The organism is Thalassotalea litorea, assembly GCF_043642205.1.
In the GTDB taxonomy this organism is placed as follows: Bacteria; Pseudomonadota; Gammaproteobacteria; order Enterobacterales; family Alteromonadaceae; genus Thalassotalea_A; species Thalassotalea_A litorea.
Genome location: NZ_JBHZSG010000001.1, coordinates 48759 through 67683, shown reverse-complemented (window position 1 = coordinate 67683; position 18925 = coordinate 48759). Strand labels below are relative to the sequence as shown.

General features: G+C 43.7%; 10 protein-coding genes. 3 read left to right on the top strand and 7 right to left on the bottom strand.

Features of this window, described 5'->3' with window-relative positions; genetic code table 11:
• Nucleotides 1-97: 97 nt before the first annotated feature.
• The 7 genes from ACHUFQ_RS00240 to ACHUFQ_RS00210 all read right to left on the bottom strand — a co-directional run bounded on the left by ACHUFQ_RS00240 (nt 98) and on the right by ACHUFQ_RS00210 (nt 15531).
• Entirely contained in the window at nt 98-1810 is a 1713-nt protein-coding gene (locus tag ACHUFQ_RS00240; protein ID WP_394171866.1) for a nucleoside transporter, read from the bottom strand.
• A 132-nt stretch (nt 1811-1942) separates the two neighbouring features.
• Complete coding sequence (gene rhaI, locus ACHUFQ_RS00235) at nt 1943-3235, bottom strand: L-rhamnose catabolism isomerase (protein ID WP_394171864.1); 1293 nt, start codon at nt 3233-3235, stop codon at nt 1943-1945.
• Between the two features lie 519 nt (nt 3236-3754).
• The gene (locus ACHUFQ_RS00230) at nt 3755-5206 is read right to left on the bottom strand and encodes a BNR repeat-containing protein (protein ID WP_394171862.1); all 1452 of its coding nucleotides are present in this window, start codon (nt 5204-5206) and stop codon (nt 3755-3757) included.
• 130 nt (nt 5207-5336) lie between these two features.
• Complete coding sequence (locus ACHUFQ_RS00225; protein WP_394171861.1) at nt 5337-8417, bottom strand: TonB-dependent receptor; 3081 nt, start codon at nt 8415-8417, stop codon at nt 5337-5339.
• A gap of 643 nt (nt 8418-9060) precedes the next feature.
• A complete protein-coding gene (locus ACHUFQ_RS00220) occupies nt 9061-12090 on the bottom strand; it encodes a TonB-dependent receptor (RefSeq protein ID WP_394171859.1) in 3030 nt (1009 codons plus the stop codon).
• Between the two features lie 567 nt (nt 12091-12657).
• Entirely contained in the window at nt 12658-13815 is a 1158-nt protein-coding gene (locus ACHUFQ_RS00215) for a right-handed parallel beta-helix repeat-containing protein (RefSeq protein WP_394171857.1), read from the bottom strand.
• Nucleotides 13816-14043: 228 nt separating this feature from the next.
• Nucleotides 14044-15531, bottom strand: a complete 1488-nt coding sequence (locus ACHUFQ_RS00210; RefSeq protein ID WP_394171856.1) for a sulfatase — start codon at nt 15529-15531, stop codon at nt 14044-14046.
• A 287-nt stretch (nt 15532-15818) separates the two neighbouring features.
• Here ACHUFQ_RS00210 and ACHUFQ_RS00205 point away from each other — a divergent pair, with 287 nt between their 5' ends.
• The 3 genes from ACHUFQ_RS00205 (at nt 15819) to ACHUFQ_RS00195 (ending at nt 18585) form a co-directional block, all read left to right on the top strand.
• Complete coding sequence (locus tag ACHUFQ_RS00205) at nt 15819-16751, top strand: DUF4861 family protein (protein ID WP_394171854.1); 933 nt, start codon at nt 15819-15821, stop codon at nt 16749-16751.
• 91 nt (nt 16752-16842) lie between these two features.
• Nucleotides 16843-17157, top strand: coding sequence for an L-rhamnose mutarotase (rhaM, locus tag ACHUFQ_RS00200; RefSeq protein WP_394171852.1), 315 nt, complete (start codon nt 16843-16845; stop codon nt 17155-17157).
• Between the two features lie 6 nt (nt 17158-17163).
• On the top strand, nt 17164-18585 hold the full coding sequence (locus ACHUFQ_RS00195) for a cellulase family glycosylhydrolase (protein ID WP_394171850.1): 1422 nt from the start codon (nt 17164-17166) through the stop codon (nt 18583-18585).
• Nucleotides 18586-18925 lie beyond the last annotated feature (340 nt).

The window sequence follows — 18925 nt, the reverse complement described above, 5'->3', positions numbered from 1 at the left end:
CTCAAGCAAGGCGTTAATTAATTGAGCAAGCATAAATCATCAATTCATGCCTGCTCTGACTCGTACCCCAAAGGGTCACAATACCAATGTGAATCGTTTATTTTAAAGCTGGCTTTATCGTAGCTTCACAGTCGGAGTGAACAGTTTCCTGTTGCTGCTTTGATTGTGCCAGATACGCATAAGTAGCCGTAATAAAATAGATCAGTGTTGGCGCGATTAACCAAGTCCGAATTGTTTCAATATCTTGATTTACATAAGACATTACACCCAGATATACACAACTCGCCAGCGCCGCCCAGGCAAGGTATTTTGCAAACTGAACTAACGAAGATTGCTTATTTTTAGCGACGTTTTGAGCAGAAAACGGCGAGCTTAAATATGCGGCTTCTTTTTCTTTTCGCTCTAATTCTGCTTGTTCGGCAACCCTGGCTTCAGGGTACGTCTCTTTCGCCCCCATTGCTGATGCTAACCCAACGTAAAGCACCGTTGAAAAAATCCATAATGGGATCAAAATGAAAAACAAGTGTAATAACCCTGTCTGTTCGACAGCGATACCCGCAACCATTGATACAACCCAGGTGATGACAGCCGCGAGATTGGTTGTATTGCCCTTATAGGATGACCAATAACGGGTTAAACCCATTTTGGGGAAGAGCCAATGCTCGGCGACAATAATTGCGCCAACAGGTGCCAATAGAAGCCCCATATACCCGACAAAGCCTAACAAGCCAGAAAAGACAAACGGTGAACAGGCGATAATGGTGGTTATAATACCAACGACAATTGTTACTCGCGTCCGGCCCCACGCATGATTTAGTGAGCTAAAGGCTAATCCGGCACGATAAATCGTCGGGTTAGAGGTTGTCCATCCTGCGATAATCACCGCTAAAATACCGGTTGCACCCAAGGCTTGATATGCGACTGAACCCGGGTCTATCGCGGTAATGCTGGTTTTCAATAAAATTGCAGCACCGGCCCCCATGATACCGGCACAAATCCATGCCATGTAATGACCAATAAACATCCCCAGAGCCGAGAAGTAACCATATTTCGCTTTCTTGGCAAAGCGTAATAAGGTCATGTCACCTAAACTACCATGCATCGCTAAATTCGCGACCCAGGCAAAAGCGACGACATGCCAGATGCCAATGTCGCCGTCAGTATCTTTCCAGATAGATTCACTGGCAACGGTAAGAAAATCAGAAAAACTATTAATGCTGTCAACACTCGCTGTAGCAGCAACCGTAGTGGGCAACATTACAAAAGCCCCCACCAAAAACATTAATATCATCCAAGGCGCACACACTTCGGCAAAAGCCGCGAGTTTTTCAAAGCCTTTTACTGCCATATAAACGACAACGGCGCCAACGCCGAGTACGACCAGGACGAAACGTAAGTCTGTTGGAAAGTAGCCTACCTGATCCGGTATGCCAAAGAGTATTCGTACCGCCGAAGCCGATACCGTAATCATTGCCCCTGCGAGCACACAAAATAAAATCCCGTTGACTACACTATACAATTTTATCGTGCCTGGACCGGCGATTTTTTCAAGGTAAGCGTATAAAGTGAGTCGGGTATCCGTAGCAATAGGTGCCGTCACTAATCCCCATGTGAGTACCGCCAATAAGTTTCCTAATAACAAACCCAATAAGACATCTATTGCGCCGACGCCCCAAGATACAAACAAAGCACCAATAACAAATTCAGTACCGGCAACATGCTCCCCTGCATAACTTGCCGCGAATGTTTTCCCACCCTGTAACTTGTCTGGTGTAATTGGCTGAGTTTCGAATTCTTCTGCTGTTGACATTTAACTTCCTCAATGTTCGACAGTTTTATTGTCTGTCGTATTTTTATAATTATTTTTCTGGTGTGTATCACTAGATACACATAAAGATGCCGAAGCACCTTTATGATGTGAGTTTATGACTTAACGCGTACCTTAAACGATGCCTGAACCGTTACCGCCACTATTAGGACGTTCACGGCCAGCCTGAGCCCGGTAGCCCGATGCTCGATACACAGCGATGGGATCAATCGCCCCACCTCGGTTAAAACGTGCCATCTCAAGAATTGGTGACACATCCGTCGTAAAGGCTTTCTTTAACGTGTTACTCGCCATCAACGCATCATTGTCCTGTTGATAGCCGCTAAGCTTCTTACGATCTACAATCAATGCCGCAACGTAAGAGCGCTGAACACTCGCCGCTGAATTCATCAGACTTTCGATTGGGTCGGTTACGTTGTGCGATTGATCTAACATATAGTTCGGTCCGAAACCTTCCTGGTTACGGTATTGTGCATCGACAAGCTCATTGAAAATAAGAAACTGTTGATACGGATGTAAACTGCCGCTATCTAAATCATCATCACCATATTTCGAATCATTAAAGTGGAAACCACCCAACTTTTTAAACTGGATCAAACGAGATACGATCATTTCAATATTAACGTTCGGCGCATGGTGCCCTAAATCCACCAGAGATTTGGCCTGTGGTCCTAACTCCATCGCCGCAAGAATGTTACTGCCCCAATCCTGAATAATGGTTGAGTAAAACGCAGGTTCAAACATCTTGTGTTCAATGTGCAATTCCCAATCACTCGGCAGACCTGCATAAATCTGCTTCATGCTGTCAAGATAACGCTCAAACGCACTTTGAAAATGTTGTTGACCCGGATGGTTAGAACCATCACCAACCCAAACCGTTAACGTTTTGGAACCCAAGGCTTTACCCCATTCAATACAATCTAAGTTGTGTTGAATCGCCAAATCCCGTGATTCCGCGCGGGTGTTGCTTAAACTGCCGTATTTAAAACTATGCGCTTGGCCCGATTGATCCTGAAACGTGTTGGAGTTAATCGAATCCCATTTCAGGTTTAAGCTGTCCGAGGTTTGCTTTAATTCCGTAAAGTCATCCACTTTATCCCAGGGAAAATGTGGCGATACTCGCTCGGTACACTGTGATAAGTCATTGATAACCGCGCTATCTTCCAGCTTTTCCCAGATATTGCGAGGCTCACCTTCGCCAGGAAAGCGTGCAAAACGGGTACCACCGGTACCAGTCCCCCAGGAAGGCACCGCAATTTGAAATTGCTCGGCTTTAGCGGTGATATCTTCAATATTGATATCGTCACGGGCTAATTGATTGCCCAGTGCCTCATAATCTTCTTTTAAAAAGCCTGCTAATTTTGCATTTTCTTCTGCAATAAATGCTTTATCGATACGTTGAGTCATGCTCTTTCCTACTCTTATTCTGCAATTTAGCGTTACAACGCTTCGTGTAAGCTAGGTTTACACGGATAACTTATCTGGTCGTTTTACTTAATTTTTTAGCAATTAACAAGTGTGCCGCTGCACTGTAACCCATGGTATTAAAGACTTTGGGTCATTCACTTGAGTTTATCCAAGCGATACGCATCTAGGTATTAGCAATCAGATTTCGCTCTCTGCTCGTCCCTGACACCTTGTCAAAACAGCCTTTGCGTTATTAATCAGACCGTTATCAATGTCCTCCGGAGGCTATGTAACGACACTCTCGGAACAAAACATGACGAAGTATCACCCCACAAATAAACACAGTCAAGCATTTTTGGTCAAATTCAATCACGAGATAACAGGGATGTCGCTGACGTCGCCTGTTCGTGGTGTGTCACCTTATCCGTTGGCAGCTTATTTAGAGCCTTATTTGGCGGCATTAATGTAACGTCACAATATTTCACTCCGGCGCGACAGCAAGTGAATCTGTTATCTGAGCTATCTGCCGGATGATATCCTTACTCGACGCTCATAACTCACCTCGTGCAAGAGTAAAACGCTTGGCAGAGAAATAGAATCATGGGCTCGGTCGCGATTGCCGGATTGACTATGCCAAGATAAGTAAAACTTACTGTCCGTAGATGACGTGTCGCCAGCGCCAATAAAAACATTGTGCTCTAACGGTTTTAAGGCTTTATCAATTAATAAGGCATTCGCCTTTTCGGTAAGCGATTCTATTTCTGGAGGGTAGATATTAACGTCTTCGACCCGAATCGGCGCTAATGTATCAGGGTCTAACACGAACTGCATAACCTGCTCATGTTTTCTGACGATCACCCCTATATTACCGTCGTTACGCAGCGTCGGTGACTGGGGTTTGATTGGAAATTTGCCTAGCGATCCAGGGCCACTAAAATCCCAGCGAAAATCCTGCCAATCACTGATTTGCACTGACTTCCAGTGTTTCCCTTCCTGACGGGCAACATACATCTGAGTATTGCCTGACGCATCGTATTTGTGATAGCTAATAATTGGTCGGCGATCGCGGTCAAAGCCGAGTTTGACATTGCCATTTATCATTCCAGCAAAAGGCGGAACCGGATCAACAACTTCAGTCGCTTTTAAAGTAATGGGTAGCGCTAATGGCTTGCCTTGTGAGTCACTCCAGTGGATTAAATCGGGGCTTTTAGCATAAGAAAGGCTGTGATTGGTTGCGGCATTTGGTGTATTCCGCCATACCCAGATCAAATGAAAATGACCATCTGGGCCTTTAATCGGGCCCTCAAAGTAACCACTCATCTTGCCTTCACCATCAAGAAATGTATTGCCATGAAGGCGCGACCATTTTTGCGCTTGGGAATCATAAATATTATAGATTTCGTTACCGTTGCCACTACCGCCATCGCGATATTTTAAAATCAGCTGATTGTCTTTATTCAATAGAAATACCGGATAAGTCATCCGTTGTTCCTGAGATAAATTAACCATGGAGGCAACCCGTTTAAGGCTTCTGACCTGCATTGGCACCGTGGTACGAAAATATTCAATCGCATCGCCATGCATATTTCCCATAACATGCAGGTGCCCGGCAGAATCAAGTTCCATCGTCACATAGTTGTGACTATCCCAGCCTAACCAACTATCAACCTTGTAGTACCGCCAAGGTTTTCCAAGCAGACGGTGAGCAACGGTCATTTGCCGATTGCTGTCGAAATAAGCGACAAACTGATTTTTACCGCGCGTCAGTAAATAAGGTTTGATTCGGTGTCCGGACCAAACATTGTCGATAGCTAGTGATGATAATTGTGATTGACTGTCGCTGGCAGCGTTAGTGGTAACCGTTGCATCGGTGTTCGCTGTACAACCCGCCAGGTTACCAAGCGACAACAACAAGAAAAATGCCAAAACACATTGGTTTGAGGCGGTTATATGGAAGGTGATTTTTGTCATGAATATGTACTTATTGATTAATTTTTCCAAAAAAAATGCGACCAGTAAGTACTGGCCGCATTTAGACTTGTTCTATTTACCCATTGACTGAATAAATACCAATTTATCGAGCAATCTTAATAATTACTCTCTATTGGAACGTATAACTAATATTGGCCGAATAAGTACGACCATCGTAATTAATACGACTTACATTGCGAGCATCTTCACCGACGTATTCATAACGTAATTCATCGGTTAGGTTATAACCTCTAAAGGCCACTTTCAAATTCTTAGTGATTTCATAGGACGCGGACAAATCAAGCTGTCCTCGAGCCTTAACATTCTTTTGGTCTGGACCACCGAATGATGCACCACCGTCGAGTTTGTATTCGTCCCGGTAATTATAAGCTAAGCGGATACTAAATCCGTCATTCTCATAATAAGTGATCAGGTTATAAGAGTTTGGCGAAATACCGATTAAGCCATCGCCTTTATCTTCCGCGCCTTCGTTAAGGGTTTCATTTTCAACATATGAGTAGTTAAGAACGCCGCCAAAACCATTCCAAGGATACGGTAAAAAGTCGAGTTTTTGCTGTACCGCTAATTCATAACCGGTTACTTCAATAGTGCTGGCACTATTGTAAAAACGCTTGATGTTAGCAGTTCGGTTGATAATATCGCCATCTTCCTGTTCATAAGGCTCTTGCTGGGTACATATGAAGGTTCCATCAGCAAAATCTTCGCGAATCAAATCACCCGTCTGCTGAGTCAACTCTTCAGCATTAGGCTCTCCTGGCATAGGACAAATCTCTTCTTCCTGGAATAATCCAGTAATGTCTTTTTGGAAGAAACCAATTGAAATTGCACTACCTTCGCGGTTATACCATTCCAGCGACAAATCGAAGTTGTCGGAGGTATAAGGTTCAACGTCACTTTTCGGGAAGTCAACACGAACGCTGTTTTCACCTTCCTGTACCGTCAATACTGGCGTTTGCGAGCGAATATTAGGACGAACTAAGCCCTTACTAAGCGCAAAGCGTGCTACCAAATCATCACGTAATTCGAACGCCGCGTTAAACGACGGTAAGACATGATCATAAGAGTTTTCGGTGACCATATTGACAATTCGATATTGATTACCATCGTAATATTCCTGCTGCGCACCATCAATGGTCACATCCGTTGACACGTAACGTACACCAAAATTACCCGAGTAGAATACAGAGCCTAACTCACCGGCGAAATCTGCCATCAAATACGCGGCGGTAATTTCCTCAGTGGCGTCGAAGTTAGTTTCCCAACGATCCAACACATTATCGGTATTTCTTTCCGTCCTGGCGATAAAACCACTGGATGGGATTTCAGTAAATTCATCAGAAATCTCCATACCGTCTTGAAGTTGCTCAACAATATAAGCCGTATCCAGTGTATACCAACCACCTTCAGAGCCGGCGCCACCTGGAATTTTACCGTTAAACCAAGGGTTTTCCGATTCTGCTAAAATTTGATCATTTAAAAAGTCACTACTGATATTTGCGACATTGATACCACCTGATGATGGAGTGTAATCTTCGTTTTCAAGCGTTTCAGAAGAGTAACGGCCACCAAAGTGAACGGTATTTAATACCAATGCATCACCAATAATTTCAAAATCAAATTCTTTATGTAGGTTGAGGTCAATACTCTCCATATCCCGTTTCGGATTGTCGTGTCGACCTAAGACGTAAAAGTCCAGTTTTCTTGGATCTGATACATCACCAACATTGAGATTTAACGGGTTACCCGTCTTGAAAGCCTGGTCATAATTGATGCCTTGCCAACCATCCATAGACACAAACATATCACCAAGATTACCCTGGCCGGTATCAATAACAGTGGTCACACCGGTTGGTTCAATGGAACCACTGGTGCTTCCCTGTAAACGAAAATCAAAGCCCGTCTGGTTAAATTCGTTTTCAGATTTTGATTTAGACACTATCCCGTCGAATGACCAGTCATTGCCAACATATTCGAAATCGAAAAATGCACCTTTGGCTTCTTCAAAAAAACCAAAAATACGGTTAGCAGGAACATAAGCCGCATTTTCCAGTGTAACCCGTGAAACGGCATAAATCGGCGTACCATCGTCGCCATAACCGGTTAGAAATGGAACGGTATTGGGATCAGGGATAATCTGCTGCCCGCGCCAGGTTCTGGTACCACGATTTCGAACCTCAGAGCTAACTTGTTCGAAGTTACCATCTTTCAAGTCTCGCTTAGTGTAAAGAACATCTAAGCCAAGCTCCCAGTTTTTGGTTGGCTTGAATTCAAGATTACCGGCAACGGATATACGGTCACCGCGGCTGACTTCTGCGAGTTGCTGTACGGTGGAAGAAGCTTTGACTACCGCATTTTCAGGTAGTAGGCCTTGAGAAACCATGTCCGCTTTCCAGGTGTCATATTCGTCGTAAGTATTGCTATCAACAAACTCTTTACGAGCGAATAACACCGAGTCACGTCGGAAATTTTGATCTGAGTAACCGACTTTCAGCGCGCCGGCGAATACATCTTCAATGAAATGTTTCGAAGCACTTAATTTAAATTCCGTATCAAAACCGTCTTTTAGATCTTCATAGCGAGTACCGACACTAACCGTATAACGCCCATCAGGTTTGCGCAAAGAACTTGGTAATTTTTTATCAACAATACCCGCTATACCGCCTTCTTGATGTGCCGCGGTCGGGCTTTTAATCACTGTGACACCATCAAATACGCTGGGGTCGAATGATCCGAAAGGGTTCGGGCTACCAACCGGCGAAGCGCTTCGGCTCGGGGTAGTAAATGATTGACCGTTAGCGGTAACCTTAACAAAGCTACCTGGCAGGCCGCGTAAATTGATATCAGAGGTTCTTCGCTCCCCTTCACGGTTCACTTGAATACCAGGAATCGCCTGCAAGGCTTCCCCCATATCCAAAGCCGGTAATCCGTTGATATCTTCAGCGGATATCGCATCAACGATTGAATTTGCTTCGCGTTTTACATTTAACGCGGATTCCAATGCACTTCGTACACCAGTAACTTCAATGACTTCAACTTCTTCAGTATTGGTACCATCACCATTTTGACTGGCAATTGCAGCTTTGACTTCTTGAGCTAATACTGACGGTGCACTAACTGCCATTAGCAATAGTGCGGAACTGCTTAAAGCAGCTCTTCTATAATTGTTATTCTGCCCGTTAAAACTAGACATTGTATCTCCCCATTTATTTTTATTTTTTTTTATTGGTATAGCCTCAATAAAAATAGTGATTCACTCATTGAGTAAAAAAAAATCACTCAACGATATTACCATCAAATAAAATTAAAACAACTCAAAACCAATCATTAACAATCTAAAAGCGTTAAATCACTTTGATAACAATAACTTACCGCACTAATTACTGAGCGTTCCATTTGCATGATACCAGCGTAAGAAATCATACCTAAAAAGGAATACCCCTTTATAAATAGGGTTCACAGAAGATTTTACGGAAATTTCCAGACAAAAAAACCAAACGGCATAAAACTTACAAAAATCAAAATCAATCACTACAAGTCACCAGTGATTGCATAGACAGCTAATACGATTGGCGGCATCTTTTACAGGTGCGGTTCAGCGATTAAATTACCTTGGCAAGCCTTTTGCTGATAAACATTACTGACTAAAAAATAATTAACGCAAGATACATGAATTGCGTTTTAAGATAAATGACCTTCGGCTAAGCTCATCAACATAGGCTTTGGGTTGGAAGTAATTCGGTAGAGAAGGTTAGCTTTGGATGAAATAAGCTCTGACAATGGTCAGAGCTTATTTTGCTTAATCTAAAATGGCTTAAGTCATTATGCCAATATGATTAAAGTTTTACGGTAACACCAAGGGTAACTCTTCGGTCGGTAAGACTTTGCTCACACAAAAGCGTTCCTTCATTAAAACACCACCTTGTGCGATCTTCCTGAGTCAGGTTAACACCCTCAATCCCAACAGAAACATGTTCGTTGATGCTATAACCGACACTCATATTAAGTTGCCCACGCTCACCGATGACCGGAGGCAGGTTAAATCGCATGCGATTCAGTGTTTCTGTAAACGAGTCTCTCCAGGTATAGCGGATTCGAGCACTTAAATCATACTTGTCATAGAACAAAGTAAAGTTATAGGCATTCTCGGACAAATCATCCAGAGTAATTCGCTCTGTGACGACATCATCCGCTAAAGTCGCTGTGCTGTTATCAGTATCGGTTCGCCCTAAGATCTCATTTATGGCACCAGATGCACTGCGAAACTCATCTAAAGCAGCCCCGGATTCCTGATATGTGTAGTTAGCGATGACACCAAAACCTGATGCCCAGCCTAATTGCTCTTCATATTCTGACAGGTCATATTGCGCCGCCAGTTCAATACCACTTTGAGTTTCCGTTCCACTGGCATTGATTTGTGAGCGTTTGGCCACACAAATCCCGGTGGTATCCGTTCTGCTTGAAAATACATTGTAATTTTCAGCAGGAACATTCGGGTTAAAGATCCCCCCTTCTTCACAAGGTGCAGTAACGTCACGCTCAATCTGGCCGGTCGGGCCAATCGGTTCGGCCGGTTCATCCTGGATGGAAGTGATCAAGTCCGTTCTTTCTTTATGGAAAAGACCAATACTGACGAAACTGGATGAAGATAAATAATACTCTAATGACAGGTCATAAGACCAAATTTGCTCAGGTTGCAATGCCGGGTTACCGACATTAACAGTGCCGGATGCGCTACTACCAAACGTTGCTGACGTTGAAAGAGAATCAAAATTAGGTCGGCGAATATCTTTACCGATCCCTCCCCTTAACAACAAACCGTCCGTTAATTCAGCAACAATATTGAATCTCGGTAAAACAAAATCATAATCACTTGATTCTACGCTCGGTGTTACCACACCATTGACTTCACTTGTACCTGTCGATTCGATGTCAGTGACGACATAGCGGACACCGAGATTACCACTGACGGGCACATCTCCGAACTCTACCTCATAGTCACCCTGAATATAGAGAGCGATGGTTTCCTCTTCGATATCAAAGAAAGAAGAGATCTGGGTTGTTGGCTCTGCTAATGATTCATTAACGTCTTCGCCATAAATCGCATTGTTCGCGGAAATTGCCTGATTTATGGTATCAAGTACTCGCTGCGGATCGCTAAAGGATACGCCATTATCAATAATCAAATAGTCACTGATATATAAGGTTCGATCATCCGCGCCATTAAAGTTATTCGCGCCAGGTGTAACGATATCTGAAAATAAATCGGCCATAGGTCGATTCCAGTTACCAAAACTATTACTCGATGTCGTGTTATTCGTCATATTGGTCGTGCGATTCCAGCGCACACCCGCATTAAAATCATAAAATAGCGGAACCATCTCAGAAATATCATACGTAAAGTCGACTCTGGCAGCCGCTTCGGTTCCTTCCCGAACCCGCAGTCCCTGACCAATACTTCTTAACGCATAGTTACTTGGATCAAGCAGTTGCGCAGATGTTGGTGATTCAGGCAGTCCCGGAGCAATACCAAATTCAAAGGTATTGTTGGCGATATTGAAAATGGCTGGTGTACCGTTATCGTTATAGGTATTCGGGCCCGGCTGGATACTATTGGGGTTAATAAAATCCAAAGAAGAGTTTAACGAGGGATTATCTGACTCTGAATCGGAATAAGAAACTTCAGCGTGAAGCTGATAATCATCACTGCTATATTCCGTCCCTAAAGCAAACACCCGACTTAATGTTAACCGCGAGGAGTTACTGTTACCGGTACGTAGATTCGGATCGACGCGCTCTCGCCCATTAACAAGTTCAGATCCCACTCCAAGTATACCGCTGGTAACCACGTTTACTTCGCCAAGATCTAAGCTCCCATACATGCCATCAACGGTACCTAAATCAATAGTTTCAAAGCTGGTATTGTCGGTGTTGTCGATAACGGGATTTCCGCCAGTGCCTGAAAAGAATGCCCGAGAGTTGGTCTGCACACGCTCTTGGTCATTGATGGTTGCGTCAAAATAAAATTTCAGATTGTCACTGGTTTGAATTTCAAATGAAGACGTCAGGTTCTTGGTTTCATAATTTTCAGCATTTAGTGGTTGATCCAGGAACTGAGTACGCAAGAAAGGAAATTCTTCGGCACTGGCTCTGCCTGAATCAGGCATAACGACTCGATCACGGTCAAAGCGAGGGTTAGCTGAAGCAACATCAAGTTCAGCATAGCTACCGGTAATAACAACGCCGATTTTTCCTAAATCCGTTTCCCAGTTGTCACCAAAGGTGCCGGAAATTCGCGGAGTCGTCGAATCCGCCAAATCACTATTTTCGGCCTGAATGCGAAATTGAGTCAAACGCTCTTCCAGACTATTGCCACGTAATGTGCGTAAATTAATAGTACCGCCAACCGAGCCTTCGACCGTTTTTGCGGTTGAAGCTTTGGTGACTTCTAAAGACGCGATAAGAGCTGCGGGTAAATCTTCAAAACTAATGCCGGTTCTGCCACTACCTGAACTTACCGTGGAAACTCCGTTTATTTCTACTCGGTTTGCGCCGGTACCCCGAATTTGCACTCCTGTTCCTACACCATTGGTCCGATCAATTTGTACACCCGTAATATTTTCAAGGACTTCAGCTAAGTTTTGATCGGGCAACTTACCGATGTCTTCTGCCTGAATGACTTCCTTAATATTTGATGAGTCACGCTTTTCCGCAAGCGCACTTGCTAATGCACTGCGAATCCCGGTAATTTCAATAACTTCAACGTCATCTTGCTGATTGTTCGCGTCATTTTCTTGTGCAAACACACCGCCTGATACGCCGCTTAAAGCGGCCGTAACCGATAAAGCCAATACAGATTTTCTCATGAACATGTTCTTCAACTTGTATCTCCCCGTTTATTTTTATAAAGCCAGCTGGCTAAAAATTAATCTAAACGCTAAAAACAGAAAAAACAAGCAAAAACAATCGAAACCGATCACTTACAGATCAAATATGATTGAATATGACCATAAAGTGTAAGGGGAAAGCGCGCCAACAGAATAATGGATTACGCCATGGTGATAATTATACCAATCACATTAAGTTTGTGCACAACTCAGAGTTAAGGCATAGGTTCAGTTACAACATAGATTTTATTGATATAGTCATTCTATATTAATGAAATATAGGGCCGTAAATGGACCTCTGATAAACTCCCTACGGGTGAGTTTTAAAGGCATTTATCCTGCGTTACTGATTTTGACCGATTTTGAGATAATGGAGCGACCATTCTCTGCAATCAAAGCCTTGCCTAAAAGCCTTAAAATTCTCACTGAGTGAGCAATAATTTAATGTGATTGGTATTACAATGATTGCCAGAGTTCACTGGCAATCATCGGCGAATGCAGGACAGCCCCTTCTTGTCAGAAATGGCTGTCATCAGGGACCCTTCATTAAAAGTGATTCACCCACTTGTCTAATCGAGAAAACGTATTATCCGTAATGGTAACACCCGTCGTTTCCCGACCATCTTCAAAACGTGTAACGATACCATAGGTGGTGGTGATGCCTTCACGTGAACTGCCCGTGATGCCACTTATCGTATTATAGCGAATCGTATTGCTGCCCTGGACGCCATTTAAGGCAATACCTTCGTAGTGATCCCCATATTTATTGATGGCTGTTGACTGGTTGGCGACTTCGGCACCCAGTGCCAGGATTTGATTATGTTCAATAGTCACATTGTTCGCGCGCTCAACACTCACTGGCCGCACCGCAGCAGTTATGTGATTATTACTGATGGTTACATTGGTTGACGTCCAACCATCATAAACCCGCTTTATACTCAATCCTACAACGACATCTTGCATCGTGTTGTTGAGCATCTTGATATTATCAGCACCACGCTTGCTGGTAATACCATCATATGCACGTTCCACATAGTTATTATGGATGGTAAAGTGATCACCAAATTCGCCATTTACGCCTCCGGCCGATACATAAATTGCGGCATCGCGTACGCCATAAAACCGGTTGTTTTTAATATCAACCTTTAATCCACCAATCAATAAAATTCCACTATCACCGCCAGCACGATCAAAGGCATCAGTAGTATTTTTCGTGCCTGTAAAGACAATATTTTCAATCTTCACGTCGTTTAATTTGTTGTCTCCATTGGCTTTCACTCCTCTTATCGACAAAGCATCAGCGGTGGCCTTGGTTCCCTCGCGACCAGCAGGAGTTCGATATCGGATGGGTACAACCGTAGATACTTTAGCTTCTGCCATATTGAAGTCCCCGCCTTGCCAGTCAAGGTCAACCAAAATTGCAGCGCTATCGCATTCATCGGATTTGCTGTTATGCGCATCAAAACTGAACATATCACCATCTAAGGATGAGGTAGCAATGAATTTAGCCCCCGCCGCATCAACGATTAAATCTTTCTTCAGGTAAACTTTCAGATCCGTATCGATATAGTAGGTGCCGCTAATTTCCAGGGGCAATCCAGTATTGGTTGCCTGCTGCAACGCGTCGCGTAATTTGTTTGTGTCCCCATTTGGATTTGCCGGCACTGAATTGCAGTCCGCGGCGAACACCCTATTCGCTGTCATGCATAACAACAAACAGATAACGACGTTTGTATTTATTCTTTTTAACATAATCATTTGCCTTTTTATTATTGTTCCTCCCTGAAAACAATGTAATCCCTACTGTCCCCTATTCCTGCAATCGCAACGGCTTCGCTGACACATGAACAACAAGGGTTTTACAATCTGTCATGTGTCAGCCTGTTGCAAAAACCTACCGATCTCTTAAACCTTAATTTGATGGCTTTTGCTTTACGGCTTTGTCAATCCCGTCTGTTGCAGGGCTTTGTCCGTCAGCCCATTAAAATAGTCATTGCCCCGGTAATAAGACACTGGCGACCAGTTTGCATTTTCTTGGGGTAGTTTCTGCTTCAGCTGATTTTTAATGTCCTGATAGTTAACCTCTGCCGCCAAATTATGCCATTCGTTTTTGTCGTGAAGATGGTCATACAACTCTTCCGATCCATCCGCGTAAACAATATATCGATAGCGCTCTGTTTTAATCGCATGATTATTGGGACCATAGGTTGTTACCGCCACGTGCTCCCAGGGAGCCTCCGGGTTCTTCAGCAACGGCGTCAGATCATTCCCCTGATTGGCTGCGTTATCGGGCAAGCCACAAATTTTGAGTAACGTTGGGTATAAATCCAATAAGCTCACCGGTTTGTGGGTCACGTTACTGGTAGCAGATCGCTGTTGATTCCTGGGTGGTTTGATAATCAATGGTGTCCTTGTCGCACGCTCCCAAAGAGACATTTTTGCAAATTTGCCCTTTTCGCCAAGCTGATAACCATGATCCCCCCAAACCACGACCGCGGTATTATGTGCATACGGACTGGTTTCTAACGCATCCAAAACGATACCAATGCAAGAATCGACAAAGGTGACACTGGCCAGATACGCTTGAACCATATTCTTCCACTCACCATTTTCAATCGCCCACTCGGTACTCGGCATTTGCGGTAGTTCTGCAACGGCTTTTGCAATCGCCGACACGTCATCCAAATCATCTGCTTTATAATTTGGCAGGGTTATTTTTTCGATGGGGTGCATATCAAACCACTTTTGCGGAACATGCCACGGCACATGCGGTCGTAAAAAACCGCCAGCCATAAAGAAAGGTTTTTCATGAGTCTGATGCAGCTGTTCGGCTAACCAATGGGCGCTGTCAAAATCAGGCATTTGATCATCGCGTTCAGGAAAAGCTCCCCAGTCGGTATTGGTTCTGGGATCATGCCACTTCATACGCTGCTCAGGATAAGGTCCAAACTGTTTTACGCGACCACCGTAAACGTCAAAGCTGCCGTCTGCCACCTGATCATGAAAGACTTTTCCCACGGCTGCGGTGTAATATCCATGTTGTCGAAAGTACTCACTCAAAAACACCGACTGTGCCGCCTTTTCGTTAGCGAGCTTAATGTCATTATCGCCAACATGACCGTAGATACCGGTAGTGGCAGGAGCAAGCCCTGTCATCACACTGGCTCTGGAAGGACCACAAATAGGTGCGGACGCATGGGCATTGGTGAATACGGTTCCCTGCTCTGCCAATCGATCGATATTCGGAGTTTTCGCGTTCGGGTGTCCGTCTAAAGGGCCAATCCAGTCATTTAGATCATCGACAATCAGCATAAGTACATTGGGGTACTCTTGCTTCAGCTTTTTAAACCAGCCTTGTTGAAAAATTGCCGCTGCAGCAAAGGCGCTAGCACCACCAACCAGAAAATGTCGTCTATTCATATCACTGCGTTGAACTTATTATTTGGATTGCCTATCAGACCAGATAAATTAACTCAGCCACCTCAAAGTTGCAACAACGCTCACAATAGTGCAACATCAATCAAAATTACAAAATAAGTTGAAAACTCTGCAAAAAGCCGATGGAGCCTGATCAACGTCGCTTTTGATACAAACAAGATGCTCCAGCCTGAAAGTACTGGTATGGCTTTCTTTACCTATGGTTTAAGCTTGGGCGTAAATCATGGTGTACTGAGTGAATCGGAATATTGAAAATAAAGGATAAAGTTATGACAACACGTTACGTAAAACCAATAAATTCATTACTGGTGTTGTTGGCCAGTAGTATATTGCTAAACGGTTGCACCGGCGCCAGTGATACACAACCAACAAGCAAAACGGCAACGGCACAATCGACCCCGGCGGCGAATACGCAAGTGATGGCATATGGTCGGTTTGTCCCAGAACGCAATGACGATTTTGCCTGGGAAAACGACAAAGTTGCTTTCCGTGTCTACGGACCAGCTGCACCATTAAAAGGGCACTCCAGTGGCGTTGATGCCTGGTTAAAACGGGTAGATTACTCGATTATCGACAAATGGTACCAAGGGCACCTTAATGGTATCTCCTATCATGTTGATCACGGCGAGGGCTATGACCCTTATCATACCGGCATTAGTAGAGGTGTTGGTGGTTCTGCGGTTTGGGTTGATGGCACAGCATACGCCCCGCACAGTTATAAAAGCTACAAGGTTCTTAAAAGTGGTGCTGATGAAGTGGTCTTTAACTTAGTCTATGAATGGTATACACCGTTAGGTATCGTTAAGGAATCGAAAACGGTCTCCTTAGCATTAGGCAGTCAACTATACACCGTCAACTCTGAGTATACGTTGGACGACAAACCCGCTGCTTTACCCATTGCCATCGGAATTGCCACCCATGATGAAAAAGCAGAGACTTTTTCCAACCCCGCAACTGGCCGAATCTCAGCATGGGAAATCATTGACGGTCAAGGGTTAGGTACCGGTGCACTTGTTGAACCAAGCAATGTTAAAGAGATTAAACATATAGCAAGCGATATTAAAGATGAGAGCCATATATGGATTTTCACCGAATCCGATGCTCAGGGAAAATTGTCCTATAAAGCAGGATTTGCCTGGCAAACTGCTGCAGAGATCACCACAGCAGATGCTTGGCATACCTATCTAGACACCTATCAATAATAAGCACTCGCTTGAGTCACTGGCAATACCCGGCTAGTGACTCCGGTTTACTGCTCGAATCAATCACTAACCCCTATATTGGATAAAAACCATGGAAAAAATTGCCTTTGTTATGACGCTTTTACCTGGCAAAGAAGCAGAATATAAAAAACGACATGATGATATTTGGCCGGAACTGGTAACCGCACTTAAAGCTGCTGGGGTTTCGGATTATTCAATTTTTCACGAAAAGTCCTCAAATAAATTATTTGCGGTGTTAAAACGCACTTCGAATCACAGCATGGATAATTTACCGTTACAGCCAATCGTTAAGAAATGGTGGGCATTTATGGCAGATATTATGGAAACCCATAGTGACAATGCTCCTATCGCCGAACCTATCGACTTAGTTTTCCATTTGGAGTAAATACGGATGAACCGTATTTTGCAAATGGCGCTCATAGCGACGCTGTTTTCTACCTTAATCCTAGGTAGCGCCCAGGCTTTCGATATAAAGCATGGCCTGCGTGACAGTGACGGGCGACACATGATCCCTCGCGGTTTTGTTATCAACACCAATGATCATGCAGGCTCAGTCGATTTTAATCCTGACGATTATCTTCGCATGGTGCGCATGGGCGCTAACGTTCAGGTAATTCGCCTTGAGTTGGGCAGGTTAAGTGAGTTTGGTCAATCATCATTTGAACCTGAGTATTTGGCTCGGGTAAAGAGAGCGACAACGTTAGCGAGAGAAGCCGGTATAAAAACCATTTTTAAATTGACTGTCTACGGTGCCAAGGGGTTTTCCTGGTCGGAACTTTACCTCGATGAAAACCATGCTCAGCAAACGTATATCAACGCATGGCGGCATATATGGGATACTTTCAAAGACAATGATGCGGTAATTGGCTATGACCTTGTTAATGAACCTCGTAAAAAAGACATGGATATTGCCTATGATGATTTAACCAATCAGTATTTGATCCCTTTTTACGAAAAGCTTATCGACGCAGCCTTGCCGTATAGCGAGACAAAACAGTTTTTAATACAAACCGTTTTTATGAATAAAGGTGACGCCATTAATAACAACCAATATGCCGAGATTAAGCAAAAAATCAAACGAAAAAATATTATTTTTGCGCCGCATATTTACCAAAAAAACATGGATTACATCGTTCCAACCATGGAACGATTTGCTAAAGAGTCGGAATTATTACAGGCGCCTATTTTAATTGGTGAGTGGGGTTTTCCAACGTTCGTGACCACCGATAATTCAGTAAAAGAGCAACTTAATTATATTGAGTTTTATATTAAAACCGCTGAAATATTTGACCAAATGGGCGTTGGCTCAATTAAAGCCTGGTTTTTAGGGAATCGCAGCTATCAAAACTTTTTACCCGGCGGCCAATCAACCTGGGCAATTTTTCGGGATAAACAAGCCATTGGCACGGTGGAGCGCAAATACATCACGGATATTATCGCCCGCCCTTATCCACAACTGATTGCCGGGGATATTAAAAGCTTTCTGTTTGACTTTGCAAGCAGGACATTAAACCTAACTATGGTAAGTGATAATCGTCAAGGTGCCTCGCGCATTTTTATTGGCGCGGATCGCCACTATCCCGACGGATTTACCTTACACATTGGTGACGACATGATTTTAACCAAAAGTCCTCTTACTCGAGGTTTTGAAGTTAAACATTCAAAGCCAAACACCAATCCTGGCAACATTATCTGGGATGAAGACAGACAACAATTAGTCATTCTTGCCTGGCCATCTGATAAATCCGAGCTAGACGTGCAAATCACGCCGGGTTTATACAAGCATCCAGACCCAGCGGTAAAGGATCATTAATCGTTAACTGTCAGATTGAATCTCGACATTCTAATACCAATCACACTAAGTTTGTGCACAACTCAGAGTTAGGGCAGAGGTTCAGTTACAACATAGATTTTATTGATATAGTCATTCTATATTAATGAAATATAGGGCCGTAAATGGACCTTAAGATAAACTCCCTACGGGTGAGTTTTAAAGGCATTTATCCTGTGTTAGTGATTTTGACCGATTTTGAGATAATGGAGCGACCATTCTCTGTAATCAAAGCCTTGCCTAAAAGCCTTTAAATTCTCACTGAGTGAGCAATAATTTAATGTGATTGGTATAACGCATTTTTTAGGACGCAAATGAAGGG